The organism is Streptomyces albiflavescens (assembly GCF_014645835.1).
Taxonomy (GTDB): Bacteria; Actinomycetota; Actinomycetes; order Streptomycetales; family Streptomycetaceae; genus Streptomyces; species Streptomyces albiflavescens.
Genome location: NZ_BMMM01000027.1, coordinates 1 through 25,418, shown reverse-complemented (window position 1 = coordinate 25,418; position 25,418 = coordinate 1). Strand labels below are relative to the sequence as shown.

Sequence of the window (25,418 nt, the reverse complement as noted above, 5' to 3'; positions counted from 1 at the left end):
AAGAAATGAATGAGTCTTCATGTATTCCTGTATGGTGCTTCACGTGACTCCCACTCTCGCCCTGCCTCGGCGCCTCCTCGCCGCCGCACCCGCGTCCTCGCCCTGCCGGAGGCCCGCTGGGCGTTCCTCGCGACGGCCGCCTTCCTGCTCGCGCTCCCGCTGCACCTCGGTGGCGCGCCCGGGTGGACGTACGGCCCGCTCTACGCGATCGCGTACGCCGCCGGCGGCTGGGAGCCCGCCCTCGAAGGGCTCCGGGCACTGCGCGAGAAGACCCTGGACGTCGACCTGCTGATGATCGTCGCGTCCCTCGGCGCGGCCGCGATCGGGCAGGTCCTGGACGGCGCCCTGCTGATCGTCATCTTCGCCACCTCCGGTGCCCTGGAGGCCCTCGCCACCGCCCGCACCGCCGACTCCGTGCGCGGTCTGCTCGATCTCGCGCCCGCCACGGCGACCAGGCTGACCACCGACGGCGAGGAGTCGGTCCGCACTGCTCGACTCGCCGTCGGAGATGTGTTGTTGATCCGCCCCGGCGAGCGGATCGGTGCCGACGGACGGGTACTGGACGGCACCAGCGAGGCCGACCAGGCGACCATCACCGGCGAACCGCTGCCGGTCGTGAAGACACCCGGCGACGAGGTCTTCGCGGGCACCCTCAACGGCACCGGTGCGCTGCGCGTCCGTGTCGAGCGCGACCCCGCCGACTCGGTGATCGCCCGGATCGTCACCCTCGTCGAGGAGGCTTCGCGGACCAAGGCGCCGACGCAGCTGTTCATCGAGAAGATCGAACAGCGGTACGCGGTGGGCGTGGTGGCCGCCACGCTCGCCGTCTTCGCGGTGCCCGTGGCCTTCGGGGCGGACCTCACCGGCGCGCTCCTGCGGGCGATGACCTTCATGATCGTCGCCTCGCCGTGCGCGGTGGTGCTGGCCACCATGCCGCCGCTGCTCTGCGCCATCGCCACCGCCGGACGGCACGGCGTGCTGGTCAAGTCGGCCCTCGCCATGGAACGCCTCGGCGAGATCGACGCGGTCGCCCTCGACAAGACCGGCACGCTGACCGAAGGCGCCCCCGAGGTGACGGCCGTGCGGCCGGTACCGGGCTCGGGGCTGGACGAGGGCGCCCTGCTGGTGCTGGCGGCCTCCGCCGAGCATCCCAGCGAACACCCGCTCGCCCGTGCCGTCGTCGCCGCCGCGCGCGCCCGCGGCCTGCGATTCGCACCCGCCGCCGACTTCACGGCGAAGCCGGGGCACGGTGTCAGTGCCGTAGTCGACGGCCACGTCATCACGGTCGGCCGCCCGCGGCCGCCCGCGGACGTCGCGTCGCGCGGGGGGTCGGACGCCGGTGTGGTCGCCCTTCCGGCGTCGCACGCGGAAGCCGACGCCGGTGCAGCCGGCCGTCCGGTCCCGCGCACGGAAGCCGACGACGGCACGGTGGTCCTCGTCGCACGCGACGGCACGCCGGTCGGCACCCTCGCCCTCACCGACCGCCTCCGCCCCGGCGCCCCCCGGACCGTCGCCGCGCTCGCCGCCTTGACCGGCGCCTCACCCGCGCTGCTCACCGGCGACAGTCCGCGTGCCGCCGCCCGGGTGGCCACCGCCACCGGCATCACCGACGTACGTGCCGGACTGCTGCCGCAGGACAAGGTCGACGCCGTACTCCAACTCGCCGACCGCAACGTGCTGTTCGTCGGTGACGGCGTCAACGACGCGCCCGCCCTGGCCGCCGCCCACGCGGGGATCGCGATGGGGCGCGCCGGATCCGACCTCGCCCTGGAGACCGCCGACGCCGTTGTCGTCCGAGACGAGCTGGCGGCCATCCCCGCGGCCGTACGGCTCTCCCGCGCCGCCCGCCGCCTGGTCGCCCAGAACCTGGTCGTCGCGGGTACGTTCATCACCGCCCTGGTCCTGTGGGACCTGCTCGGCCACCTGCCGCTCCCGCTCGGCGTCGCGGGCCACGAGGGCTCCACCGTCCTCGTCGGCCTCAATGGACTGCGGCTGCTGAGGGAGTCCGCGTGGCGGAAGACGGACGCCGCAGGCCGAACCCCCGGCCGAAGGAGGCCCGCGGGTCGGCCGCAGGCCGGGTGAGGTACATGTCGTATTCTCGCCAGCCCCGCCCCCGTGCATGCCCGATGCTTGAGGCATGCGGAACGGGATGCACACGGACACCAAGCGCTGCGTGCGCGCTGTCCAGGGCAAGGACGCGCGCTTCGACGGATGGTTCTTCACGGCGGTGCTGACCACACGGATCTACTGCCGGCCCAGTTGCCCGGCCGTGCCGCCGAAGCCGGAGAACATGACCTTCTACCCCAGTGCGGCCGCATGCCAGCAGGCCGGGTTCCGGGCCTGCAAGCGATGCCGCCCGGACACCAGCCCGGGCTCGCCCGAGTGGAACCAGCGCGCCGACCTGGTGGCCCGCGCGATGCGGCTGATCGGCGACGGCGTCGTGGACCGCGAGGGCGTCCCCGGCCTGGCCACCCGGCTCGGCTACAGCACCCGCCAGATCGAACGCCAGCTCCTGGCCGAGCTGGGCGCGGGGCCGCTGGCGCTCGCCCGGGCCCAGCGCGCTCAGACCGCGCGGCTGCTCATCGAGACCACCCCGCTGCCGATGGCGGAGATCGCCTTCGCGGCCGGGTTCTCCTCCATCCGCACCTTCAACGACACCGTGCGTGAGGTCTTCGCACTGTCGCCGAGCGAGCTGCGTGCCCGCCTGCCCAAGAAGCGGGCAGGGGTCACGCCCGGCGTGCTGAGCCTCCGGCTCCCCTTCCGTGCCCCGCTCAACCCCGACAACCTCTTCGGCCATCTGGCGGCGACCGCCGTACCCGGCGTCGAGGAGTGGCGCGACGGGGCGTACCGACGGACCCTACGGCTTCCGTACGGGCACGGGATCGTCGCCCTGACGCCGCAATCGGACCACATCGCGTGCCGCCTCACCCTCAGTGATCTGCGCGACCTGCCCGTCGCCATCAGCCGCTGCCGCCGGATGCTCGACCTGGACGCCGACCCCGTCGCGGTCGACGACCAACTGCGCACCGACCCGCTGCTCGCCCCGCTCGTCGACAAGGCCCCCGGACGCCGGGTGCCGCGTACGGTCGACGAGGCCGAGTTCGCCGCACGAGCGGTGCTGGGCCAGCAGGTCTCCACGGCAGCCGCCCGCACCCACGCAGCCCGCCTGGTCACCGCGCACGGCGAGCCGGTCGACGACCCGGAGGGCGGCCTCACCCACCTCTTCCCCTCGGCCGCGGCGCTCGCCGCACTCGACCCCGAGTCACTCGCGATGCCACGTACCCGCCGCACCACGTTCACCACGCTGGTACGCCAACTCGCCGACGGAAGGCTCCACTTGGGGGTGGAGAGCGACTGGGCCGAGGCGCGCGCCAGGCTGCTGGCGCTCCCCGGCTTCGGTCCCTGGACGGTCGACGTCATCGCCATGCGTGCCCTCGGCGACCCCGACGCCTTCCTCCCCACCGACCTGGGAATCCGGCGCGCCGCCCAAGAGCTGGGCCTCCCGTCCACTCCGGCCGCCCTCACGGCACGCGCCGCGGCCTGGCGACCCTGGCGCGCGTACGCCGTCCAGTACCTGTGGGCGACCGACAGTCACCCGATCAACTTCCTTCCCGTATAGGCAAGTTCAAGGACACCCGGTGAAACAGCACACGGTCATCGACAGCCCGTACGGCCCCCTGACGCTCGTCACCGACGACGGTGTCCTGTGCGGGCTCTACATGGTCGGCCAGCGCCATCGCCCGCCCGAGGAAGCGTTCGGTGAACGCGACGACACGCTCTTCGACGAGGCGACCGACCAGCTACGGGCCTATTTCGCAGGCGAGTTGAAAGAATTCACGCTCGAACTGCGTCTGGCCGGCACGACCTTTCAGCGCAGCGTCTGGGAACAGCTCCGGAAGATCCCGTACGGCGAGATCCGTTCGTACGGCGAACTGGCCGAGGCCCTCGGCAACCCGGGCGCCTCCCGCGCGGTCGGCCTCGCCAACGGCAAGAACCCGATCGGCATCATCGTGCCCTGCCACCGCGTCGTCGGCGCGAACGGCAGCCTCACGGGATACGGCGGCGGCCTGGACCGCAAGCAGCGGCTGCTGGACTTCGAGAGCGGAGCGGCCCTCTTCTAGCCGTTCGGCCCGCCGGCCGTTCGGCCCGCTAGCCGCTCAGCCTGCGCAGGAGTTCGGGCAGGGCGGTGCCGATCGGCTCGCGTACGACCTCGTCGGCCCGCTCGTCGTACGGCGTCGGCTCGGCGTTGACGATGATCAGCCGCGCCCCGTGATCGGCGGCAACGCCGGCGAGCCCGGCGGCGGGCTGCACCTGCAGACTGCTCCCGACCGCGATGAACACCTGGCAGGCCTTGGTGATCGCGACCGCCTCACCCAGCACCACCGGGTCGAGCCGTTCGCCGAACATGACGGTTGCCGACTTGAGGATGCCGCCGCATTCCAGGCACGGCGGGTCCGCCTCACCGCCCTCGACCCGCGCGAGAGCGTCTTCCATCGGCGCCTTGGCATGGCACTTGGTGCACACCACGGACCGTGCGGTCCCGTGCAGTTCCAGCACCTTCCGCGCCGGCATCCCGGCGAGCTGGTGCAGCCCGTCCACGTTCTGCGTGATCACCCGTACCGGTACCCCGGACTGCTCCAACTCGGCCACCGCGCGGTGTGCCGCGTTCGGCTCCGCCTTCAGCGTCCGGTTCTTCCGCCGCATCTGCCAGGAGCGGCGCCGGATCTCCGGATCCCCCATGTAGTACTCGTACGTCACAAGCTTTTCGGCCTCCGGATCCCGCCGCCACAGCCCGTTGGGCCCGCGATAATCGGGGATTCCGGAATCGGTGGAGATACCTGCGCCACTGAGGATGGCGACGAGGGGCCTGTTCATGGGGCGAGAGTAGGACGCCTGCCCGCTCAGAGCGAACGGATATCAGCGAACGGATATCGAGGCGCACCCGTCTCCCGGGTCGTGCTGCTCGGCGTCGATGACGTCTGCCGTTGACGGTGAGCGAGTCCGACACCGGTGGCCACAGCCACTGAGGTGAGCGCGGCGCCGGCGCACATGTGCCACTGCCCCGGCAGTCGCGTTCGCCATCAGCTCTGCTCGATGGGGAGGTGGATGGGACCTCGCAGGACGGGGCTGGGCCGGTACGGCGGCGGGTCGGCGACCAGCCTGGGCCCCTCCAGGCGACGTACCAGCTCGGTCAGCGCGATCTGGGTCTCCAGCCGGGCCATCGGGCCGCCGAAGCACAGGTGGATGCCGCTGCCGAAGCCCAGGTGCTGGTTGTCCTGCCGGTCGGGGTCGAAGCGGTCGGGATCGCCGAAACGGTCCGGATCGCGGCTGCCCGAGGCGAGCATGAGCATGATCTGCGAGCCCTTGGGGATGACGGTGTCGGCGACGGTGATGTCGCTGTACGCCGCCCGCCACGGAATGATGTGCACGGGGGGCTCGTAGCGCAGCAGCTCCTCGACCAGCGGCACGACCAGGTCCGGTTCGTCGCGCAGCCGCTGTAGTACCTGGGGGTGGCGCAGCAGCGTCAGCATGCCGTTGGTGATGAGGTTGACGGTGGTCTCGTGGCCGGCGATGAGCAGCAGGTTGGCAGTGCTGATGATTTCCTCGTCGGTCATCCGCCCGTCGGGCCCGTCGTCGTTGGCGAACCGTGTCAGCAGGTCGTCGCCGGGGTGGCCGTGGCGTTGCTCCAGCAGCCCGCCGAGATACTGGCGCAGGTCTTTGGTGGCCTGCACGCCGTTGTCCAGTTTTTCCTTCGGGTCTGTCTTGGGGTCGTAGTTGATCGAGTCGATGATGGCGTTCACCCACACGCGGAACCGCGGTTCGTCCTCGCGTGGCACGCCGAGCAGGTGGCAGATCACGGTGACGGGGAACGGGTAGGCGAAGTCGTCGACGATGTCGATCTGCTCCTTGCCCGCGAAGTCGTCGATGAGGCTGCTGACGATGTTCGTCAGGTCGGGTGCCATGCCGCTCACCAGCCCCGGGGTGTGCGGGGGACCGAAGTGGCGCATGGCCAGGCGCCGCAGGCGGTCGTGCTCGGGCGGGTCGAGGTTGATGAACGACGGCGTGGCGCGTTCCTCGGCCCCGGGCATCGGCCGCGACAGATTGCGGACGTCGGAGCTCAGGTGTGGGTTGTGCAGTATGCCGGCGATCTCGCGATAGGTGCTGATGACGTAACTGCCGTCCTCCTGCAGGGCCACCGGCGTCTCGCGCAGTTCGGCGTACAGCGGGTACGGGTCGGACCGGGAGGAGTAGTCCAGGATCCGGTGCAGGAGGTCCGGCGCCTCGGTCGTGGTCATGTCGCTCTCCCTCCTACCGGTGCTGCCGCATGGCGGTGACGCGACGCTCGCCCGGGTCATGGCCGGTGACGACCACCGTGGCGCCCTGGGCGAGCAGAGTGGGGCCGGGGAAGTCGACGGGCACCGGTTTCGCGTCGGCGGGCGTGTCGGGCGTGGGGCAGGGAGGCGGGAAGGGCGCGGCCGTCTCGATCAACTGCCGGTAGTGGTCCAGCCACTTGGCGTTGTTGAAACTGACCGCCGCGGTGACGCGGCCCTGGTACCCGTATGCGGCGACGAAGCGGTGGTCGGGCACGGAGCCCTGGGTGACGACGACCTCGTCGGCGAAGGTCGGTACACCGACGGACTTGATGTTGATGCCGAACTGGATCGACCAGAACGTCGGGATGGACAGGTGGGGCCAGCGGTCCGCCTGGGCGCTGAGCATGTTGTGCGCCGCGATTTCGGCCTGCTCCACGGCGTTCGCCCAGTGCTCCAGCGAGATGAACCGGTATTCGTAGATCGGGTTCGGACAGCGTGCCACGTCTCCGGCGACGAAGATGTCGTCGGTGACCAGGCCGTTGAGGTCGAAGGCGCGGCAGCCCGCGTCGCAGGCGACTCCCCATATGCCTACCGCCAGTCCCGAGTCCCGCAGCCACTCGGTGTTGCGGATGCCCCCAAGTGCCACCACGGCCACGTCGGCGTCGACGGTGCTGCCGTCGTCGAAGTGGGCACGGCGGAAGTGCCCCTGCGCGTCGCCCTCCAGTTGGGTGACCTTGACACCGCAGCGCAGGTCGACACCATGAGCGCGCTGAATGTCCGCAGCCACCTCACCGATCATGGCGCCGAGTCCCCCGACCAGCGGGGCCGGCGCGAGCTCGGCGACGGTCACCGCGATGTCACGCTCGCGGCAGATGGAGGCGATCTCGGAGCCGGTGAAGCCCGCACCGATGATCAGTACCCGGGAGGGCCCGGCGGCCATCGCCTGCTGAAGGCCTTCGGCGTCCTCGCGCGTGCGGACGACGAACACTCCGTCCAGGGCCGCCTCGGCCTCGACGAACCAGGGCCGAGCCCGTACACCGGTGGAGATCAGCATGCGGTCGAAGGGAACCTCGCGGCCGTCGGCGAGATGTACATGGTTGGTCGCCAGGTCCAGCCCGTCGGCGGGCACGCCCAGCAGCCACTCCGCATCGATGTCGCGACGTCGCGGCAGCACGGTGCCGTCGGCCGGAACCCACCCGGTCAGGACCTGCTTGGACAGCGGGGGCCGGTCGTAGGGCTCGCCCAACTCGTCACCGATCATGGTCAACGATCCGGTGAAGCCCTTGTCGCGCAGCGCCTCCGCGGTCCGCAGTCCCGCCAGTGACGCCCCGACGATCACGATGCGGCCGTCGCGCTTGAACGCTTCCAAGGTGTCGGCGCTGCTCATGACGGTGTCGCCTCCACCGGTGCGTCCCGCCCCTCCAACTGGTCGACCAGGATGGCCTGGAGCGGGCAGGCCGCCGCGGCGCGCAGCACTTGTTCGCGCTGCACGTCGTCGGGGTTCGGGTTGTACATCAGCGCTTCCTCGCCGTGCATCCGGAAAGCGTCCGGAGCCAGGAACGCGCACTGCGCATATCCCTGACACCGGGAAAGATCAACGACAACTTTCATCCCGAGCTCCCTTTCAGGGACGCTGCGGGCCCTGGGGCGGCACTACTACGGCGCCCAAAGCGCGAGGCACGCCTTCGAGGAAGGATTCGGCCGCTTCTCACCCCTGCGAAAACGAAGGGTAAGGGTGCACCACGCTCGTCAAAGGTCTCCGCAGGAAGAGTCGATCATCGCGAATGAGGTTCCCGCGTCCGCAAAACCGCCGGGAGAACCTGACCTTGCCGTAAAAGCCTATCCCGCGCGCACGTCGCCCGCACCCCGGGAAAGGGACGTGCGCGCGTCGGTCACCCCGGCGTCCGAGGGCGGACGGAACAGGTCAAGTACGCCTCCGAACTGGGCGGATGGGGTGTGCCGAAGGGACTGTCCGGCACGCTTCGGGAAATACTCCCGGCGGCCTCCGGCATATCCGACATGTTTCGCCAGAGGGAGGGTTCTGTGGCCGCTGTCAGGAGGTGAGAATGCCGATACCGTCGCCGATCAGTTTCAGTCCCAGAACGAAGAACAAGACGGCCATCACAGCGATGTTGTGCTGTGCGGCCCACTGTTTCCAGTTGCCGAGCGTGGTCTTTGCCCGATCGCCCCCGATCAGGAAGACCCCCAGCGGAGCCAGCAGTCCGAGTGAGCCGATCAGTACGAAGATCGCCAGCGACGCGATCTGCTGCCCGACAGGAAGCCCGGCCGAAGCGATCGAGGCGGCCGCGGCGATGGTCAGCGGGGCGTTCTTGGCATTGAGCGCTGCCAGTGCCACTGCAAGTCCGAACACCTTCAACGGTGCGAGTCGGTCGATCGTGGACATCCACTTCGGCAGCTGCGCCTGCGAGGCATCCTTCGGGCGCCGACGCCACATCCGTAGGCCGAAGAGGGCGAGCAGCAATCCCAGGGCAAGCTTGAGGCCGCCCACCCAGGTAGCCGGCTGACTCTTGGAGGAGGCGCCCCCTGGTCCGGCGATCGCCAGCACTATCGCGCCCAGCGCGGAGAGCCCGAGAACCCAGCCGGCGGCGAACAGTAACCCGTTGCGCCGTCCCCGAGGTGTGGCGAGGACGAGAATCATCGCGACGATCGGGAGCGGGCTGACGGCGACGGCCGCCGCAAAACCCAGGACATCACCGAGAACTTGACCCATGGTGGCCTCCGGTAGGGGATCCGAGCGATCGCGTGGTGTCCTTCCTGACCACCGAGTTGCTGCCGCAGGGGCCGGGAATCCCCGCGTTCAGTGCGGGAGCCGATCCAGAGCGTCGTCCAGCGTCGTCGCGGCCATGATGAGGGAGAGATGGGTGAAGGCCTGGGGGAAGTTGCCGAGTTGCTCCCCGCTGGGGCCGATCTCCTCGGCGAACAGGCCGACGTGGTTCGCGTACGTCTGCATCTTCTCGAAGGCGTAGCGGGCCTGGGAGAGCCGCCCCGCGCGGGCGAGGGCATCGACGTACAGGAACGTACACAGGCTGAATGTTCCTTCGGAGCCGCGCAGTCCGTCGGGGGAGGCCTCGGGGTCGTAGCGGTAGACGAGGCTGTCGGAGACGAGGACGCGGTCCATGGCGTCCAGGGTGTTGAGCCAGCCGGGGCTCCGGGGGGACAGGAATCCGACCCGGGGGGCGAGCAGCAGGGAGGCGTCCAGCACGTCGCCGCCGTAATACTGGACCAGGGTCTGCTCCTTCTCGTTCCAGCCGCGTTCCATGACCTGTTCGAAAATCGTGTCACGGGCCCGGGTCCAACGGACGGTGTCGGCCGGCCTGCTGAACTCGGCGGCCAGTTTCAGACCGCGGTCGAAGGCGGTCCAGCACATCACCCGGCTGTAGGTGAAGTCCTTGCGTCCTCCCCGGGTCTCCCAGATGCCCTCGTCGGGCCGGTCCCAGGAGTCGGCGAGCCAGTCCAGGGTGCCGGCCAGGCCCTTCCACCCGTGATAGCCGGCCTGTTCCCCGATCGAGCGGCTCTCGGCCAGGGCGTAGAGGGCCTCGCCGTAGATGTCGAGCTGCAGCTGGTCGGAGGCGGCGTTGCCGGCCCGGACGGGGTAGGAGCCGCGGTAGCCCTCGAAGTGCTCCAGGATCTCCTCCGTCAGATGGGGGTCGCCGTCGACCCGGTACATGATCTGAAGGGGTTCGCCGTCCGGTCCCTCGTGGGCGGCCAGGCGGGCGCCGAGCCAGTGGGTGAAGCGGGTCGCCTCCTCCACGAAGCCGAGGTCGAGCAGTGCCCGCACCGACAGGGAGCCGTCCCGCACCCAGGTGTAGCGGTAGTCCCAATTGCGCTCACCGCCGACCTGTTCGGGCAGTCCCATGGTGGCGGCGGCGACCGGTGCCCCCGAGGGTGCGTACGTGAGGAGCTTGAGAGTGATGGCCGAGCGGTGCACCATCGCCGCCCAACGCCCGCGATAACGCGAGGTACGCACCCACTTCTGCCAGAAGTCGATGTTCTCCCAGAGCTCGTTGGTGATCCGTTCGGTGGTGGGCGGCGGTGGCGCCTCTCCGTCCGGCGCGCACACGGTGAACACCACGGCCGCCGTCTCTCCGTCGTTGAGGGTGATGGTGGTCCGGACGTCCTGCCCGTCCCGATCGAGTGGGATGGTGCTCTGGAGGTAGGCGGTCGTCCCCGGGGACCGGAATGTCGCCGTGTCGGGCGTCAGGTCGAGTTCATGGGTGGCCCGCGCATAGTCGAACCGGGGTCGGCATTCGAGGGCGAACTGCACGGTGCCGCGCACCGCGCGTACGACCCGCACCAGACTGTGCCGGTCGGTCGCCGCCAGGCCCGTCTGGACCGGCATGTGGTCGATGGTCTCGCCGACTCCGTCGGGTGACATGAAGCGGGTCACCACGAGGGCGGTGTCCGGGTAGTAGAGCTGCTTCCAGGTTCCCTCGGGGTGCTCGGGCGCGAAGCGGAAATAGCCGCCGCCGTCGTGGTCGAGCAGGGCGGCGAAGACGCTGGGCGAGTCGAAGCGCGGTGCCGCGAACCAGTCGATCACCCCCTTCGACGACACCAGAGCCGCGGTCTGCAGGTCCCCGACGAGCCCATGGTCGGCGATCGGCGGATAGCGATCCATGGCGGTCTCCTTTCAGGCTGCTTCAGCGGTTACCCGCCCCGTGCGGACGGCGTCGACGAGTGCCTGGTGGTCCTTCTCGTTCTGGTCGGCATAGCGCTCGGCGAAGGTCACGAGCGCCCGGTCGAAGACGTCGCCCCCGCCCAGATACGCCGCGATGGCGATCCGGTCGCCCGACCTCGCGTGCGCGCGGGCCAGCGTGGCACCGCACAGCTCACCGAAGGCCCGCATTCCGGTCGGCACCATCGACTCGGGCTCGGCGATGCCCTTCCAGTCCCGCAACTGCCGTACGTAGAAGTCCCGTCGGCGGCCGTCGAAGCCGTCGGCCCGTTCCCAGCCCAGGAAGATGTCGCTGGTGGCCTGCATGAGCCGCTGGCCGGAGACCACGCGCTCGCCCTGTGTCCGGTAGTCGCCGGAGCCGGCGAAGGGCTCCAGCACCGACTTGTCGGCCTCCTTGGCCTGCAGGAGCAGCGGGTCCATGTCGTCCCTGCCGAGCAGGAGCACGATCCAGCAGCGAGTGCCCACGCTGCCGACCCCGACCACCTTGCGGGCCATGTCGACCACCCGGTACTGCTCCAGCAGGAACCGCCTGTCCGACTGCAGGGTCCGGCCGTAACGATCGATCAGACGCCGGATCACCTTCTCCAGAGCGCCGCGCTCGACACCTTGAAGCAGCTCGTGCAGCGGCGTGATCAGTGGCGGATCCGGGGCGATGCGACGCTTCCCGTCGACGATGTGGGTGAGCTTGTCGAAGGCCTGGATACTGTCCCTGGTGTGTGCTTTCGCCACCGACCGGGACCAGCGGTCGCGGGCCCGTGCGCCCACCTCCTGGACGAACTGCTCCTCCACCCACTCCTTCTCGAACTGGGCATACCACACGGGGAGATTGGCCATCCCGGCGAAATGCCGCATCCACGCCCGGTAGGACCGGACCGTCGACTGTACGACGTCGGCGCGCTCCCTGGTGCTGAAGCCGTTCGCCCGGCCGGCGATGACGAAACTGGTGGACAGTCGCTTGACATCCCACTCCCAGGGGCCGGGCAGCGTCTCGTCGAAATCATTGATGTCGAACATCATGCGGCGCTCCGGAGAGGCCAGCAGCCGGAAGTTCAGCAGGTGCGCGTCCCCGCACAACTGCGTTCTGATCCCGGACCGGGGGGTGTCGGCGAGATCCCCGGCCATGATGGCGGCGGCCCCCCGGTAGAAGCGGAACGGCGACTCGGTCATCCTGCCGTAGCGGATCGGGACGAGCTCGGGCACCCGCGTCGCCGACTGGGCCTCGATGATGTCCACCGGGTCGGGCCGCTTCTCCGAGGGAGCGAACTCGGCCTGGCTGGAGCGGGGTACGGAAGATCGGGCGGCCTTGCCGCGCGCGGCTCGCTCCTGCGGTGTGCGGTGCCGGGAGCCGCCATCGGCCGGGTGGTTGACGGTCATTGCAACCGCTCCGCGATGTGGTCACCGACGCGCAGGGCGTTGGCGATGGCCGTCAGCGAGGGATTGACCGCTCCGATGCTCGGGAAGAAGCTCGTGTCGACGACGTAGAGGTTGTCGAGGTCGTGGGCCTTGCAGTTGACGTCGAGAGCGGAACTGCGGGGGTCACGGCCGAAGCGGACCGTACCCGCCTGATGCGCGGTGGCGCCGATGGGCATGCCCTTGTGCAGGTAGATGCTGCGCGACAGGAGATGGTGTTCGTGCATGCCCAAGTGGCTGAGCATGTCCTGCAGTTTGTGCCGCAGTCGCTTCAGCCCGGCGATGTTGTTCTTCTCGTCGAGGGCCAGGTGGATACCGCCGTCCCGGTCCAGGGTGACGCGGTTGCCGGCGGCGGGCAGGTCCTCTCCGCACAGCCAGAAGTCGACCGCGTGGTGGGCGAGTACCTCGAAGGGCATGTCGGGGGCGACGGCCCCGGCCCAGCGGGGCGCTTCGCCGTGGATCTGCTCGGAGTCGGACTTGCCGAGCATCTGGATGCCGCCGAGGGGATAGTCCCAGTCGTCGGATCCCAGATACCAGTCGTGCAGCGCCAGGGTCTTCTGGAACTTGGTGTCGTTCGGTTCCTTGGACACGGCCATCAGGGCCAGGTTGTTGTGCCTCATGTAGTGCCGACCCACCACGTCCGAGCTGTTGGCCAGGCCCTGCGGATGGCGGTCATCGGCCGAACGCAGCAGGAGGACCGCGGAGTTGACGGCGCCGCAGGCGACGACCACGATGTCGCCGCTGAACTCCACGGTCGAGGGGTTCCCGTCGCCCACCGTCGCGATGACCGAGGTGACACTCCGGCCGGTCCCATCGGTTGCGAGGCGCTGCACATGCGCGTGGGTGACCATCTCGACATTGGCGTGTTCGAGGGCGGGGTCGACACAGATGACCTGTGCGTCGGACTTCGCGCCGACCAGGCAGGGGAAGCCGTCGACGCGGTCGCAGCGGATGCAGGCGCTGGTGTGTGCGGCCCGGCCCCGGTCGTCCTGGGTGAGGTTCACCCCGATCGGGAGGTGGAAGGGGTGCAGCCCCTGCTTTTCCAGGTCGTGGCTCAGTTGCTGGATGCGCGGCTCGTGCTGGACCGGCGGGTAGGCGTACTGCGCGCTGGTGGGACCCTCGGTCGGGTCTTCGCCGTGCCGGCCGTGGACGAGATAGAGGTGTTCGGCCCGCGTGTAGTACGGCTCGAGTTCCTCGTAACTCAGTGGCCAGGCGGGGGAGATGCCGTCGTGGTGGCGGAGTTCACCGAAGTCCTCCGGGCGCATACGGAAGAGCGCGGCGCCGTAGAACTTGGTGTTGCCGCCCACGTAGTAATTGACCTCGGGCGGGAACTGGTTTCCGTCTTTGTCGAACCAGAATTCCGGAGCCCGGTATTTCCCCTTGACGAAAACCGCGGTGGAATCCCAGTTGTCGCGCTCCCGGGGCAGATAGCCACCGCGTTCGAGAAGGAGGATCCGTTTGCCGGTGGGAGCAAGTCGGTGAGCGATCGTGCCACCGCCCGCACCGGTGCCAATAACGATGACGTCATAGTGCTGTGCGTCGGTCATGTCGGCCACCGTCCTCGGAGCATGCGCCGGATGCCGCCGGTTGAAGAGGAAAATCTGCCCCGACCACCAACGTATCTCCGGGCTAAAATTCCGGCGAGTTGGGCCGGTCGGGTGAACCGAGGCGCCTGGACACGGCGGGTTCGCGTGCGATGACCGCACCAGCGGTGATGCCGAGGGCCACGACGACGCAGAGTCCGATCAGCCAGGACAGCAGGGTGAAGACCGCACCCAGTGACCCGTACCGGTCCAGACTGTGGTTGAGCGCGGCGGGCACGTACAGCTTGGCGATCACCGTCAGTACGGTCACGGCCACCCCGGTGAGTAGCGCACCGGGCAGCAGCGGCAGCCAGGGCACGCGCGCGGCCAGCAGCAGGTGCTGGGTCCACCACCAGATGCCCACCTCGGTGGCCAGCAGAAGCGGCAGGCCCAGCCACAGCCCCACGCCGAATCCGTTCCGCAGCGGCCCCTGCAGAACGAACACGGCCAGCCAGACGGCGATCCACACGGGCCATCTCCAGGCGGCGACTCTCGCGCCCGCACTCGGCAACCGCCAAGCGCGTTGGCACAGCCGCTGCATGGCGCGGCTGACCGCGGTGGCGGAGAGCAGCACCATCAGCCCGCTCACCACCCCGGTGCTCTGGCGCAGGCTTGCGGGATCGGCCTGCATGACCAGCTTCAGCTGCTGGTCGGCGGAGCCTTCGATGCCCAGGACGTCCTGCAGCGAGGTGACGATCTGGTTGCGCACGTCCTGCGGGGCGAAGGAGGCGACCAGGAAGAGCAGGGGAACGGCGGTCAGGAAGGCCTGGGCCGCCAGCCGCGTCGCGGAGTCCAGCAGGTTCACCGCGATCAGGTGGGAAGTGAGGCGGGTGATCACCGGGAACCGCCTCTCGACGGTGTTCCTCAGCCGCAGCAGCCGCGCCCGCAGATCCGCCGCCCGCCCGCGCGGGCGGCCTGCCCTGCCGCCACTGGGCGAGCCGGATCCTCTGCCTGCGCGCATGCTGCTCCCCGGTCGGGCCTGAGCTCCACGCCCCGGGGCGTGACCACGCCACCAGGGTGCCGCCCCGGGCGGCGGCGGGACCTGCGGCGCGAGCGCCGTTGCGCCATACGGGGGAGGCGGACCGGAGGTGGCGTTCCGGCCGGAACCGCGGATTTGTGGGTGCGGGCGGGCGCGGTGACGATGGGATCATGCGGTATGTCGGCGGCGCCGCTGCTGCGGGGAGCGCGAGGCCACCTGGGGGCAGCGATGGTCCTTGACCTGGTCCTCATCGGCCTGGCGATCACCTTGTACCCTCTGCCGATCACCGCATTCGTCCTGGTGCTGTCGGCGCGGGGCGGGATCTGGAACGGGCTGGCCTTCGTCCTCGCGTGGCTGGCCTCCTTCGTCGGGATCATCGCGGCGGTGCTGCTGATGACCGGCGGGGAGCCACCGCCGCCGAGGTCCCCGCCCTCCACGGCCGCGCTGGCCGCCAAACTGGCCCTCGGCGTCGGGCTCGTCTGGTACGCCGACCACGCCCGCCGCAGGCCGCGCACACGGCACAAGTCGTCCGGGCTGATGTCGCGGCTCGACCGGGTCTCTCCATGGACGGCGGCCGGACTGGCACTCTTCCTCCAGCCGTGGGGGTTGGTAGCCGCCGGTGCCGCCACCGTGGTGCAGGCCGATCTCTCCCATGCGGCTTCGTACGCGGCGTTGTTGGGCTATTGCCTGCTGGCCACCTCCAGCCTGCTGACGATGGAGATCTACGCGACCTTCGCCCCCGGCCCGGCCCGGGCACGCCTCGGGAGGCTCCGTACATGGCTGGAGAGCCATCAGGACCAGGCAGTCGTGTCGCTGTCGCTGCTGCTGGGGCTCTGGCTGGTGGGCAGAAGCATCTACCAGCTGACCGCCTGAGCGGGTTCGCCTCTTACGGGATGGTGAGGGGATGGGGCGGCTCTCACGGGATGGTGAGGGGATGGGGCGGCTCTCACGGGATGGTGAGGGGATTGGCCGGGTCTTTACAGGATCGCGAGGGGATTGACGGGGGAGCCGGTGGCCGCGGGCAGCCGGAGGGGGGCGATCACGCAGAGAAACGACCAGCGGCCCTCCCGCGCGCAGATCGGCGCGAGGTCCTCGAACCGCAGATAGTCCAGCAGATGCAGCCCCATCGCGTGGATGGCGAGCACATGCACCGGGAACGCGATGCCCCGCGCCGCGCTCGGGGCCGTGTCGTTGTTGCCGTCACCGCCGAGTACGGCCACCCCCCGCTCGGCCAGGAACTCCATGGCGGTCGGATGCAGTCCGGCACGAGCGTTGGCCGTGTCCCAGGGACCCAGCTCCTCGCGGCGCCTGCGGTGCCCGACCCGTACGAGGAGGATGTCGCCCCGGCCGACCCGGAGCCCCTGCCGTGCCTCCGCGCAGACGAGGTCCTCGGCGGTCACGTTCGATCCGGGTTCGAGCCAGGAGACGCCGTGCAGACGCGGGATGTCGAGGAGGACCCCGCGTCCGACGATGCCGTCGTCGGCCAGGTCGATGGACAGGACGCCGGCTCCGTCCGGCGTCAGTGCGTCCGCCGCCGGTATGCCGCCGTGCAGCGTGCCGTCGTAGATGACGTGACACAGCGCGTCGATGTGGCTGTCCACGTCGCCGTGAATGTTCATGGCGAAGCGGTCCCGGGCGAATTCCAGGCCCTCTGAGCTCGGTCGGCCGCCGGGCGGGGCGGTGAGCCGGTGCTGGGCCGGATCGGCGTCGTCGGGTTCGGTGCGGGTGTTCACGGGGGCGGCCAGCGACACCGCGCGCCCCGACCGGACCTCGCGCACGGCCGCCAGCACCTGCTCTTCGGTGATCGTATCCAGGGCGCCCCGGCGGTTGGCACCGCCGGGGGCAATGCCACGCAAGCGTCGGTAGAGCGACCGGAAGTCGGCCTCGCTCAGCTCGTCGGACGTCCGCATGTCCCCACCATCCGGCAGCCGCCGGATTCCGGCACGCCGAGTTGCCGGGCGCAGGGACCGCCGCGTTAATGAGGGATGAGCGGCCTGTCCGGGCCACAACCCGCGCACCGCACCGATACGCGGAGGTCCGGATGGACATGATCCACGTCCGAGCGGTGTGCCCGCCGGACCTCACGCAACGCACCATGGCCCTGCTGACCGCCGAGCCGTGTGTCCTGAACCTGCATCTCCAGGTGGGCGGCGTCCGCAACCCCGACGGCGACGCCATCGAGTGCGACATCCTGACCGGGGCCGCCAACGAGGTGCTGCGCGGCCTGCGGGATCTCGGCATCGAACACCGTGGCTCCATCGTCCTCGATCCGGTCGACACGGTGTTCTCGGAGCGCGCGGACAAGGTCGGAGCCGAGGTGCTCGGGGCCCGGCTGCGTGCGCCGGTGTGGGAGCAGGTGGAGGCCCGGATCCGGGCCGAGGGCAGATACTCGCCGAGCTTCTACCTCTTCCTGGCCATCGCCGGAGTCATCGGCGCGGTGGGCATCCTCACCAACTCCCAGATCCTCATCGTCGCGGCCATGGTGGTCGGACCCGAGTACGGAGCCATCACCAGCGTCGCCCTCGGGATCGACCGCCGCTCCCGGCCGAGAATCCGGAAGGGCCTCACGGCCCTGCTCGTGGGCTTCCTGCTGGCCATTGCCGCCACCCTTCTCTTCGCCCTCCTCGTCCGGGGCTTCGGGCTGCAACCGCCGGCCTTCGAGCTGGGACTGAGGCCCGTGTCGCATCTGATCGACACCCCCGACTTCTACTCGGTCGTGGTGGCGGTGCTGGCCGGGATCGTCGGCATCGTCTCGCTGGCCGAGGAGCGGACGAGCGCACTGCTCGGCGTCTTCATCTCGGTGACCACCATTCCGGCCGGGGCCGACATCGCGGTCTCCTTGGCGTTCGGCAGCTGGGACCAGGCCTGGGGTTCGCTGCTCCAGCTCCTGCTCAACATCGTCCTGCTGATCGCGGTCGGGACCGGCACGCTCAAATGCCAGCGGGCGATCTGGCGGCGGGTGAGCGAACGCCGACGCGAGCACGCCGTCAGGCGGACGGCGTAGCCGCGGAGCCGGTGCGACGGCGACGCGGCACAGGCCGATGAGTTGCCCGCGCGACCGCGAGCGTGAGCTGGGCCGCCTTCGGCGGGGCACCCAACGGGCCCGACGGATGAAGATCGCACCGAGGTGCGGCAGCTTCCAGCCGCTGGTCTCGCCGGCCGTCGCCGTGATCCTCTACGATGCCGGGCTCGGCCTGGACCTGAGGAGGTTCATCGCCCACACGCGCCGGTTCGTGGTGCGGCTGATCTGGTCCGGCGCGCTGTTCACCGGCGCTTCCGCGGCGCTCGTGGCCCAACCGCTGCTCGGGAGTCACCCGTACCGGCGGCCCGACCCCGCAGTCCGGAGACGTCGCCGTACTCCTGAGCGGCTGACCCGTCAGCGGGCCGTGCCCTCACCGAAGCGCGCGACGGCGGCCCGCGCCCGGGTGAGATTCGCCGTGAGGTCGGCAGTGGCGTCCACGCTCATGCCCGGTTCGTCCGGTCCCAGCGGCTCCAGCGTCTCGTACTGGGAGTCGACCAGCCGCGCGGGCATGAAGTGACCGGTGCGCCGGGACACGCGGTCGAAGTCGGTGTTCCGGTCCAGGACGAGGTACAGGCACCACAGCCGTGAGCCCGCGGCCGCACGGAACTCGTCGCGGTATGCGCGCTTGAGGGCCGAGCAGGCTACGACCAGCCCCTCACCTGCCTCGGCGGACTGACGGATACGGTCGGCGAGGCTACGCAGCCAGGGCTCGCGGTCGGCGTCGTCCAGGGCGTGGCCGGCAGCCATCTTGGCGATGTTCGCGGCGGGGTGGAAGTCGTCGCCCTCGACGAACGGCAGTCCGAGCTGCTCGGCGAGCGCCTTGCCGACGGTGCTCTTCCCGGAACCCGACACGCCCAGGACCACCACGATCGGCGGTTCTTTCGCGGCCCCGGTCACGGATTCTCCGGTTCGCGTCCGGGCGCCGTATTGCGCAGGTCCGCCTCGGTGAGGGGCTGGAGGACCCCGCGGGTGTCCAGCCGGTAGAGCAGGACCAGGGGCGGTCCTACGAGCACCACCGCGACGACGGTGACCAGCATCAGCCAGCGCAGCGTCGTCGACGCGCCGGCCGCCTGGGACACGGTCAGTGAGGTGGGGATGAGATACGGCCGCTGGGCCAGCCCCCACGCCACGACGACGAGGGCCACGCTGCCGACGGCGGTGATCCTCGCCCATCCCGTCGCGGTGCGGTACAGCAGACCCGCGGTCGCCAACGCGCTGACGACGGCGACCAGGACGAGGGCGAGACTGACTCCGCTGGTCAGCCCGTCGTAGACGTAGGGCGCGTCATTGTGGGTCACGGCGAGGCCGACGACCGCCAGCACGGCGAGGACGCCGAGGCTGCACCAGGCCCGCAGCCGGAAGTACCCGACAAGGTCCGCGGCCTCGAAGCGGCGGGCGTCGGCGGTGAGGAACACCGCCCCGAGGAAGGCGGTCGCGGCGACGGTGAGGAGCCCGGTGATCACGGACGTCCCGTTGGACCATGCGTCGGCGGACGCCTTCGTGCCGGGAGCCACCCGGCCCGTGGCGAGCCCCCCGACCGCCGCTCCGAGGAAGAAGGGCGTCAGAAGGGAGGAGACGGCGAAGGCGGCGCCGTAGACCCTGCGCCGGGCGAGGCGCCGCGTGGGTTTGCGCAGGGCGAACCCCGCGCCGCGCAGGACGAGTCCCACGGCCGCGAGCGCCAGGGGGAGCCACATGGCCGAGAAGATCGTCTGGAACAGGACCGGGAAGCCGGTCCACGTGATGACCAGGACGAAGATGAGCCAGACGTTGTTGGTCTCCCACACCGGTTCCATGGCGTGGTCGATGAGCCACCTGGGGCGTTTGCCGCGTTCGGCGCCGCCCGCGACGAGGTCCCAGAATCCGGCGCCGTAGTCGGTGCCACCGGCGCACGCGTACGCGGCCACGGCGGCCAGCAGCACCCAGGCGACCACGTCCTCGATCATTCGTCTCCCCTGTCCCTGCCTCCGGCCGCGGACAACGGGCGGGGTCCGTAGGGGGTGTCGCCTTCCAGGTCCTCGGCGGTAGTTCCCGCGAGAGCGCCCTCGTCGGCCAGCCGCCACCGGCGGCTCATCTTCAACAGGACGGCCAGGAAGGAACCGAAGACAAGCGCGTACACCACCACGACGAGGCCGAACATCGCCCACAGGGACGAGGCACGGGTGCCGGTCACCGCCTCCGAGACTCGCATGTTCTGGTAGACGATCCAGGGCTGCCGGCCCACCTCGGTCGTGATCCAGCCGCACTCCACGGTCACCAGGCAGGCGGCGCCGGCGAGCGCGGCGCACCGGAGGAACCAGCGCGACCTGGGCAGATCGCGGCGGCGCAGCCAGCACCAGCCGTACCAGAGCGCGAGCAGGACGAGCAGGCTGCCGATCGTCACCATGATGTCGAACGCCCAATGGACGATGGTGGCCTGGGTCGCCGTGGGGCGGTCGCTCGCGGGGACCGACGTCAGCCCGGTCACCTTGGTGTCCGGGCTGAATCCGGCCAGGATCGAGTCCAGTTGGGGAATTTTGATCCCGCCGGAGATCGTCCCGTCGGGATGCAGGCGCCCGAACATGTACTCCGGCACGTGGGTGCCGGTCTTCCAGACGATCTCGGCGGCCGCGAACTTCACCGGCTGCTGGTGAAAGATGGAGCGGGCGATCGAGTCCCCGAGCATGAACTGCACGGGGGTGAGAATCGCGGCGACGGAGAACGGCACGGTGAAGCCGAGCCGGTGGTAGCGGTCCCGGCGGCCCCGCAGCAGGCCGACTGCGTACACCCCGGCGACGACATATCCGGCGGTCAGGATGACGCCGACCACGAAGTGCCAGTACTCGGGGCCGAACATCGGCGTGAAGACCGCCTGCCGCACGTTGACGTTCACGGGGTTGCCGGACCGGTCGAGCGTGAACCCGCGCGGGGTGTTCATCCAGGCATTCGCGGCCACGATGCCGAACGCCCCCAGCAGGGCGGTCAACGGCAGGGGCAGGCCGAGCCAGAAGTGCGTCCAGGGGTTGAGCCGGCGCCAGCCGTACAGGTAGATGGCGATGAGGATTGCTTCGAGGAAGAAAGCCCATGCCTCGACCCCGAAGCCGAGGCCGAAGACGTCGCCCCACCGGCCCATCATCCCCGGCCACAGCAGACCGAATTCGAAGGACAGCACCGTGCCGGTCACGATGCCGATGGCGAACTGGACGGCCATCACCGCCGACCAGCGCCGCGCCAGCAACAGGGCGACGGCGTCACCCTTGCGCAGCCCGCGGTAGTGCATCAGGAGGGTGATCGCGGGCAGGGCCACGCCGAAGGGCACCAGCAGGATGTGGGAGGCGAGGGTGAAGGCCATCAGCTCCCGGGCGGGCAGAAGCTGGGGCGGCCCGTCCGCCAGAAGGTGGTCGATCGCGCTGTGCACATGGGCCTCGGTGGCTCGTACCGGACGGCTGAGGGCAGTGGGCTTCAGCCGCCCGTGGCGAAACCGGGGAACAGGGTCATGCCGCCGTCGACGTAGATCGTGGTCCCCACGACGTAGTCGAAGAAGTCGGAGGCCAGAGCGGCCACCACGTTCGCGATGTCGTCCGGGTCGCCGACGCGGCGGTAAGGGACGAGCCGGAGAAGCTCGGCCTCGGCCTCCGGGGTGTCCCAGGCGCTGCGGTTGATGGGGGTGCGAATCGCTCCCGGAGCAACGGCGTTCACCCGGATCCTGTGCGGCGCGAGTTCCTGGGCGAGGGTCGCCATGAGCATCTGCACCCCGCCCTTGGACGACGCGTAATTCACGTGGCCCGCCCAGGGGATGATCTGGTGGACCGAACTCATGCAGATGATTTTCCCGGCGGAACGGGAGACCTCCGGGACGACGCCTCGCCGCATGAATTCCTTGGTCGCTTCGCGGGCACACAGAAATTGCCCGTTCAGATTGACGTCAAGGACCTTCTGCCACTGTGCCATCGTCATATCGGTGATGGGGGCATCGCGCTGGAGCCCCGCATTCGCCACCATGACATCGATGGTCCCGAACTCCTTGACCATGCGGGAAACCATGTCGACGACCTGGTCCTCCTGTGACACGTCCGCCTCGTGCGCGTAGGCACGGACGCCGAAACTCTCGATCTCGCGCACCACCTCTTCGGCGGCGTCCCGCCCGGCCACGTAATTCACCACCACATCGGCGCCCACTCGCCCCAGACCGATCGCCGTGGCCTTGCCGATGCCGGAATTCGCGCCCGTCACCAAGGCCTTCTGACCCTTGAGGAAGGGGTGGGCAAGGGGCTGGGGAACGGTGCTGGCGCTGGTATCCACTCGTGTCTCCCTGTGGGTCCGACGCGGACATCCGGAAGAATCCGCCCCACCACGAAAGCACCGGTGGGACAGCACGGCTCGGTGGCGCGTCTCCCGTCACACGGTCGGGGTTGCCGCTCGGTCTGAACGGCCCAATGACATGTACGCAGGGCGGCGCCGAGGTCGATGTGCGAGGGCATTCATGCGGTGCTCCAATGGAAGTGCCCGGTGCGCCGATATGTGCGCGTCGGCCGGGGAGGCGTCTGTTGCACATGCCTCCTGCGAGAAAGGAAACCGCCGTGCCAGGTCTCCTTCGCGGGGTCGCCCGCACAGCCGTAGTGGCCGGTACGGCGACTGCCGTGTCGAACCGTGTGTCACGCCGTCAGCAGGGGCGATGGGCTCAGCAGGACTATCAGCAGGAGTATCAGCAGGCCCCGCCGCAGCCCGCGCCGTCCGCCGCGCCCCCTCCCGCCCCGCCGGTCGACGACATGAGCAGCAAGATCGATCAGCTGAAGCAACTCGGGGAGCTCAAGGCCCAGGGCGTTCTGACCGAGGCCGAATTCGAGGATCAGAAGCGCAGGATCCTCGCCTCCTGACCGCCGCGGGCGAGCGGCGGGGGCAACAGCGGTATGCCTGCCTTCTGCCCTGCCCTGCCCCGTCAGCCCACCCGATGGCCGTTCTCCAGTTCCGCCGTCCCCGTGCCCTCTGCCAGCACATCGAGCCCCGCGAGGACACGACGCCCCAGCGCGCCCGGCAGGTACTCGGCCAGCTCCTCGCGCGGCACAAGCCGCCAGGACAGCAGCTCCTCCTCCTGCAAGCGGATCGCCTTGAGCTCCTGCTCACCGAGGACTCCACCGTCGTACAGATACGCCACCAGCGGCGGTCGCGCCGTCCCGTGCACCCAGTCGACCGCGAGGAGCGGGCCGAGTTCGATGTCGAGGCCGATCTCCTCGGCCGTCTCGCGGCGCGCGCCCGGCCGAGGGGTCTCCCCGTCGTCCGATTCGACCGTGCCGCCCGGAAGGGCCCAGCCCTCGCGGTAGTTCGGCTCGACGAGCAGCACCCGGCCATCGGCGTCGCGGAAGAGGGCGGCGGCGCCGACGATGACGCGGGGCAGGCCCGCGATGTACGTGGCGAAATCTGTAGTGGTCACCCACGAAGCGTAACGAGAGTCGTCATCGGCCCAGAGCCACGAGCCTGCGCAGCCGTTCCTCGGACGCGCTGCCCGGCTCGGCGAAGTGGCAGATCAGGCTCAGCCGGGGTGCTTCCTCCACTGCCAGGCGTACGTACGACACTTCGAGGTCGCCGACCTTTGGGTGCCGGTAGCGGCGTACGGAGGAGCGGAACTCCACGACGTCGTGGGTCTCCCAGGCCGCGGCGAAGTACGGGCTGGTGTCGACGAGTTCGGCGACCAGTTCCGAGAAGCGCGGGTTGTCGAGTTCGTACGCCGCCTGCTGGCGCAGCAGCCCGGCCATCCAGCGGGCCTCCCGTTCCCACTCCGGCATCAGCGCGCGGATCTCCGGGACGCGGAACAGCATCCAGGCGCTGTTGAGTTCGCGGCGCGGGCGGTCCAGCAGGGCCGGGCCGAGGATGCGCTCCTGCGCCGGGTTCCAGGCGAGGATGTCGAAGCAGCGGTCGATGACGAACGCCGGGTTGGGCATCAGCTTGTCCAGGAAGGCGCGGACGGCGTCCGGGACCTCCAGGGAGCGTTCGGCGGGCTCGGGCGCCGGAAGGCCCGCGAGCCGGAAGAGGTGGGCCCGCTCCACCTCGTCGAGCCGGAGGGCGCGCGCCAGGGCGAGCAGGATCTGCGGGGAGACATGGATGTCCCGGCCCTGTTCGAGCCAGGTGTACCAGGTCAGGCTCACCCCGGAGAGCAGCGAGACCTCCTCGCGGCGCAGCCCGGGAGTACGGCGGCGGCCACCCGGTGGCAGCCCGGTCCCCGCGGGGTCGGCGCGTTCGCGGCGGGAGCGCAGAAACGCGGCGAGGGCCTTGCGGCCGTGATCGTCCGGAACCGGGGTGCGCGCCTCGCGGGCCTGGTCGCCGGTGCCGGGTGCTGATCCTGGTGTCGCTGCCACCAGTAAATTCTGCACTCTTCACCGGGGACGCGGCCGGGCGGAGGGTGGAAGGGAAAGCGAACTCCCTTGTGAAAGGCGGCCCTTGTGGCTGAGCTGACCCCTCCCCGAACCGTTGTGATCACCGGCGCCACCGGAGGTGTGGGTGGCGCCCTCGCGCGCAGGCTGGGCGGCGACGGCTGGATCGTGTACGCCGTGCACCGCAAACTCGCGGACGCCGAAGCGCTGCGCGACGCGGGCCTGACGCCCGTCCTCCTCGATGTGACCGACGAGGAGTCCATCGCGGCGGCCGCCGACATGGTGGGGCCCCGCCTCGATGCCCTGGTGAACAGCGCGGGCATCATGGGGCAGGGCCCCGTCGAACTCGTGCCGGCCGAGGCCTGGCGCCGCCAGTTCGAGATCAACGTGATCGGGCAGGCGGCGGTGATCCGCGGCTTCCTGCCCGCCCTGCGCGCGGCCGGCGGCCGGATCGTGAACCTCGGTGCCGTGTCCGCCCGCGTCACACCGCCCTTCTTCGGCCCGATCGCCGCCTCCAAGGCCGCCCTGTCGGCGCTCACTCAGGCCCTGCGGATGGAACTGCGCCACCAGGGCGTCAAGGTCTCCCTGGTCGAGCCGGGAGCCATGGACACCGCCATCTTCACCACGGCGGACAAGGCGAGCGCCGACATCGGCTGGGCCGGCTCGCCGGAGACCCAGCACCGGTACGCGAGCGCCCTGGACGCCGTACGGACCGCCGCGGCCCGCCAGCCGCTGGGGCCGGTCGCCCCGGCCGTCAACGCCGTCGTACGAGCCCTGACCGCCCGTCGGCCCGACACGCTCTACACCACCGGACGCGACGGACGGGTGCTCGCCCTGCTGCGTTTCCTCCCGGACGGCGTGCGCGACCGGCTGCTGCTGCGGGCCATGGGGGTGACCGCCCAGGCATTCGAGACCAGCCCACCGGCCGTTGTGGGCTAGGGGGCTTCTGATGGATCTCCGCGGCGTCGCGACGCCCGGCACGCACTCTCGCCGCACCGGACAAAAGCCCTAGACGAGTCATTCCGAATGCTGACGGTGTGTCCGGCAACGCAGACAGGGCGTCCAAGATCGTT

General features: G+C 70.1%; 23 protein-coding genes. 7 read left to right on the top strand and 16 right to left on the bottom strand.

Annotated elements, in window-relative coordinates:
- Positions 1–9: 9 nt before the first annotated feature.
- From IEY95_RS44275 to IEY95_RS44265, 3 genes are read left to right on the top strand one after another with little or no spacing between them, the layout of a single operon-like run.
- On the top strand, positions 10–2,082 hold the full coding sequence (locus IEY95_RS44275; RefSeq protein WP_189191965.1) for a heavy metal translocating P-type ATPase: 2,073 nt from the start codon (positions 10–12) through the stop codon (positions 2,080–2,082).
- 55 nt (positions 2,083–2,137) lie between these two features.
- Positions 2,138–3,619 (top strand): AlkA N-terminal domain-containing protein, encoded by a 1,482-nt coding sequence (locus tag IEY95_RS44270; protein WP_308429415.1) that lies wholly within the window; start codon positions 2,138–2,140, stop codon positions 3,617–3,619.
- A 19-nt stretch (positions 3,620–3,638) separates the two neighbouring features.
- Positions 3,639–4,121: a methylated-DNA--[protein]-cysteine S-methyltransferase gene (locus IEY95_RS44265; protein WP_189191964.1), complete on the top strand. Its 483-nt coding sequence runs from the start codon at positions 3,639–3,641 to the stop codon at positions 4,119–4,121.
- Between the two features lie 28 nt (positions 4,122–4,149).
- Here IEY95_RS44265 and IEY95_RS44260 read toward each other — a convergent pair whose 3' ends face one another.
- From IEY95_RS44260 to IEY95_RS44220, 9 genes are all read right to left on the bottom strand, one after another.
- A complete protein-coding gene (locus IEY95_RS44260) occupies positions 4,150–4,875 on the bottom strand; it encodes an SIR2 family NAD-dependent protein deacylase (protein ID WP_189191963.1) in 726 nt (241 codons plus the stop codon).
- A 206-nt stretch (positions 4,876–5,081) separates the two neighbouring features.
- Complete coding sequence (locus IEY95_RS44255) at positions 5,082–6,296, bottom strand: cytochrome P450 (protein ID WP_189191962.1); 1,215 nt, start codon at positions 6,294–6,296, stop codon at positions 5,082–5,084.
- Positions 6,297–6,309: 13 nt separating this feature from the next.
- Complete coding sequence (locus tag IEY95_RS44250; protein ID WP_189191961.1) at positions 6,310–7,701, bottom strand: NAD(P)/FAD-dependent oxidoreductase; 1,392 nt, start codon at positions 7,699–7,701, stop codon at positions 6,310–6,312.
- Positions 7,698–7,925 (bottom strand): ferredoxin, encoded by a 228-nt coding sequence (locus IEY95_RS44245; protein WP_189191960.1) that lies wholly within the window; start codon positions 7,923–7,925, stop codon positions 7,698–7,700. Before IEY95_RS44245 ends, IEY95_RS44250 begins: the two co-directional genes overlap by 4 nt.
- Positions 7,926–8,367: 442 nt before the next feature.
- Positions 8,368–9,045, bottom strand: a complete 678-nt coding sequence (locus tag IEY95_RS44240; protein ID WP_189191959.1) for a GAP family protein — start codon at positions 9,043–9,045, stop codon at positions 8,368–8,370.
- An 87-nt stretch (positions 9,046–9,132) separates the two neighbouring features.
- Positions 9,133–10,950, bottom strand: a complete 1,818-nt coding sequence (locus tag IEY95_RS44235; protein ID WP_189191958.1) for a glycoside hydrolase family 15 protein — start codon at positions 10,948–10,950, stop codon at positions 9,133–9,135.
- Between the two features lie 12 nt (positions 10,951–10,962).
- On the bottom strand, positions 10,963–12,381 hold the full coding sequence (locus IEY95_RS44230; protein WP_189191957.1) for a DUF2252 domain-containing protein: 1,419 nt from the start codon (positions 12,379–12,381) through the stop codon (positions 10,963–10,965).
- Positions 12,378–13,964, bottom strand: coding sequence for a GMC oxidoreductase (locus IEY95_RS44225; RefSeq protein ID WP_189191956.1), 1,587 nt, complete (start codon positions 13,962–13,964; stop codon positions 12,378–12,380). Before IEY95_RS44225 ends, IEY95_RS44230 begins: the two co-directional genes overlap by 4 nt.
- Before the next feature lie 82 nt (positions 13,965–14,046).
- Positions 14,047–14,961 (bottom strand): YhjD/YihY/BrkB family envelope integrity protein, encoded by a 915-nt coding sequence (locus tag IEY95_RS44220; protein WP_189191955.1) that lies wholly within the window; start codon positions 14,959–14,961, stop codon positions 14,047–14,049.
- Between the two features lie 246 nt (positions 14,962–15,207).
- Between IEY95_RS44220 and IEY95_RS44215 the strand changes: the two genes are divergently transcribed.
- The gene (locus IEY95_RS44215) at positions 15,208–15,852 is read left to right on the top strand and encodes a GAP family protein (RefSeq protein ID WP_189191954.1); all 645 of its coding nucleotides are present in this window, start codon (positions 15,208–15,210) and stop codon (positions 15,850–15,852) included.
- 104 nt (positions 15,853–15,956) lie between these two features.
- Here IEY95_RS44215 and IEY95_RS44210 read toward each other — a convergent pair whose 3' ends face one another.
- Positions 15,957–16,889, bottom strand: a complete 933-nt coding sequence (locus IEY95_RS44210; protein ID WP_189191953.1) for a cyclase family protein — start codon at positions 16,887–16,889, stop codon at positions 15,957–15,959.
- 131 nt (positions 16,890–17,020) lie between these two features.
- Between IEY95_RS44210 and IEY95_RS44205 the strand changes: the two genes are divergently transcribed.
- On the top strand, positions 17,021–17,983 hold the full coding sequence (locus IEY95_RS44205; protein WP_189191952.1) for a DUF389 domain-containing protein: 963 nt from the start codon (positions 17,021–17,023) through the stop codon (positions 17,981–17,983).
- Positions 17,984–18,355: 372 nt separating this feature from the next.
- Here the strand turns inward: IEY95_RS44205 and IEY95_RS44200 are convergent, their stop codons facing one another.
- From IEY95_RS44200 to IEY95_RS44185, 4 genes are all read right to left on the bottom strand, one after another.
- Positions 18,356–18,898, bottom strand: a complete 543-nt coding sequence (locus IEY95_RS44200) for a gluconokinase (RefSeq protein WP_189191951.1) — start codon at positions 18,896–18,898, stop codon at positions 18,356–18,358.
- Positions 18,895–19,944, bottom strand: a complete 1,050-nt coding sequence (locus IEY95_RS44195; protein WP_189191950.1) for a cytochrome d ubiquinol oxidase subunit II — start codon at positions 19,942–19,944, stop codon at positions 18,895–18,897. The genes IEY95_RS44200 and IEY95_RS44195 overlap by 4 nt, the downstream gene beginning before the upstream one ends.
- Positions 19,941–21,329 carry a cytochrome ubiquinol oxidase subunit I gene (locus tag IEY95_RS44190; protein WP_189192046.1) on the bottom strand — a complete coding sequence of 463 codons (1,389 nt, stop codon included), beginning with the start codon at positions 21,327–21,329 and terminating at the stop codon, positions 19,941–19,943. The genes IEY95_RS44195 and IEY95_RS44190 overlap by 4 nt, the downstream gene beginning before the upstream one ends.
- Before the next feature lie 110 nt (positions 21,330–21,439).
- Positions 21,440–22,279 carry an SDR family oxidoreductase gene (locus IEY95_RS44185; protein ID WP_189191949.1) on the bottom strand — a complete coding sequence of 280 codons (840 nt, stop codon included), beginning with the start codon at positions 22,277–22,279 and terminating at the stop codon, positions 21,440–21,442.
- Between the two features lie 278 nt (positions 22,280–22,557).
- Between IEY95_RS44185 and IEY95_RS44180 the strand changes: the two genes are divergently transcribed.
- Positions 22,558–22,854 (top strand): SHOCT domain-containing protein, encoded by a 297-nt coding sequence (locus tag IEY95_RS44180; RefSeq protein WP_189191948.1) that lies wholly within the window; start codon positions 22,558–22,560, stop codon positions 22,852–22,854.
- Between the two features lie 62 nt (positions 22,855–22,916).
- Here the strand turns inward: IEY95_RS44180 and IEY95_RS44175 are convergent, their stop codons facing one another.
- Positions 22,917–23,408 carry an NUDIX domain-containing protein gene (locus tag IEY95_RS44175; protein WP_189191947.1) on the bottom strand — a complete coding sequence of 164 codons (492 nt, stop codon included), beginning with the start codon at positions 23,406–23,408 and terminating at the stop codon, positions 22,917–22,919.
- Between the two features lie 22 nt (positions 23,409–23,430).
- The gene (locus IEY95_RS44170; RefSeq protein WP_189191946.1) at positions 23,431–24,330 is read right to left on the bottom strand and encodes a helix-turn-helix transcriptional regulator; all 900 of its coding nucleotides are present in this window, start codon (positions 24,328–24,330) and stop codon (positions 23,431–23,433) included.
- An 84-nt stretch (positions 24,331–24,414) separates the two neighbouring features.
- On the opposite strand from IEY95_RS44170, the gene IEY95_RS44165 reads away from it, so the two are divergent.
- A complete protein-coding gene (locus IEY95_RS44165; protein ID WP_189191945.1) occupies positions 24,415–25,284 on the top strand; it encodes an SDR family NAD(P)-dependent oxidoreductase in 870 nt (289 codons plus the stop codon).
- Positions 25,285–25,418: the final 134 nt, after the last annotated feature.

Excerpts from the sequence above, each read along its gene's own strand:
- IEY95_RS44255 (WP_189191962.1), bottom strand. The coding sequence starts at position 6,296 with ATGACCACGACCGAGGCGCCGGACCTCCTGCACCGGATCCTGGACTAC.
- IEY95_RS44210 (WP_189191953.1), bottom strand. The coding sequence starts at position 16,889 with ATGCGGACGTCCGACGAGCTGAGCGAGGCCGACTTCCGGTCGCTCTAC.
- IEY95_RS44275 (WP_189191965.1), top strand. The coding sequence starts at position 10 with ATGAGTCTTCATGTATTCCTGTATGGTGCTTCACGTGACTCCCACTCT.
- IEY95_RS44215 (WP_189191954.1), top strand. The coding sequence starts at position 15,208 with ATGGTCCTTGACCTGGTCCTCATCGGCCTGGCGATCACCTTGTACCCT.
- IEY95_RS44240 (WP_189191959.1), bottom strand. The coding sequence starts at position 9,045 with ATGGGTCAAGTTCTCGGTGATGTCCTGGGTTTTGCGGCGGCCGTCGCC.
- IEY95_RS44235 (WP_189191958.1), bottom strand. The coding sequence starts at position 10,950 with ATGGATCGCTATCCGCCGATCGCCGACCATGGGCTCGTCGGGGACCTG.
- IEY95_RS44250 (WP_189191961.1), bottom strand. The coding sequence starts at position 7,701 with ATGAGCAGCGCCGACACCTTGGAAGCGTTCAAGCGCGACGGCCGCATC.
- IEY95_RS44190 (WP_189192046.1), bottom strand. The coding sequence starts at position 21,329 with ATGGCCTTCACCCTCGCCTCCCACATCCTGCTGGTGCCCTTCGGCGTG.
- IEY95_RS44225 (WP_189191956.1), bottom strand. The coding sequence starts at position 13,964 with ATGACCGACGCACAGCACTATGACGTCATCGTTATTGGCACCGGTGCG.
- IEY95_RS44220 (WP_189191955.1), bottom strand. The coding sequence starts at position 14,961 with ATGCGCGCAGGCAGAGGATCCGGCTCGCCCAGTGGCGGCAGGGCAGGC.
- IEY95_RS44195 (WP_189191950.1), bottom strand. The coding sequence starts at position 19,944 with ATGATCGAGGACGTGGTCGCCTGGGTGCTGCTGGCCGCCGTGGCCGCG.
- IEY95_RS44260 (WP_189191963.1), bottom strand. The coding sequence starts at position 4,875 with ATGAACAGGCCCCTCGTCGCCATCCTCAGTGGCGCAGGTATCTCCACC.
- IEY95_RS44245 (WP_189191960.1), bottom strand. The coding sequence starts at position 7,925 with ATGAAAGTTGTCGTTGATCTTTCCCGGTGTCAGGGATATGCGCAGTGC.
- IEY95_RS44230 (WP_189191957.1), bottom strand. The coding sequence starts at position 12,381 with ATGACCGTCAACCACCCGGCCGATGGCGGCTCCCGGCACCGCACACCG.
- IEY95_RS44205 (WP_189191952.1), top strand. The coding sequence starts at position 17,021 with ATGGACATGATCCACGTCCGAGCGGTGTGCCCGCCGGACCTCACGCAA.
- IEY95_RS44270 (WP_308429415.1), top strand. The coding sequence starts at position 2,138 with ATGCGGAACGGGATGCACACGGACACCAAGCGCTGCGTGCGCGCTGTC.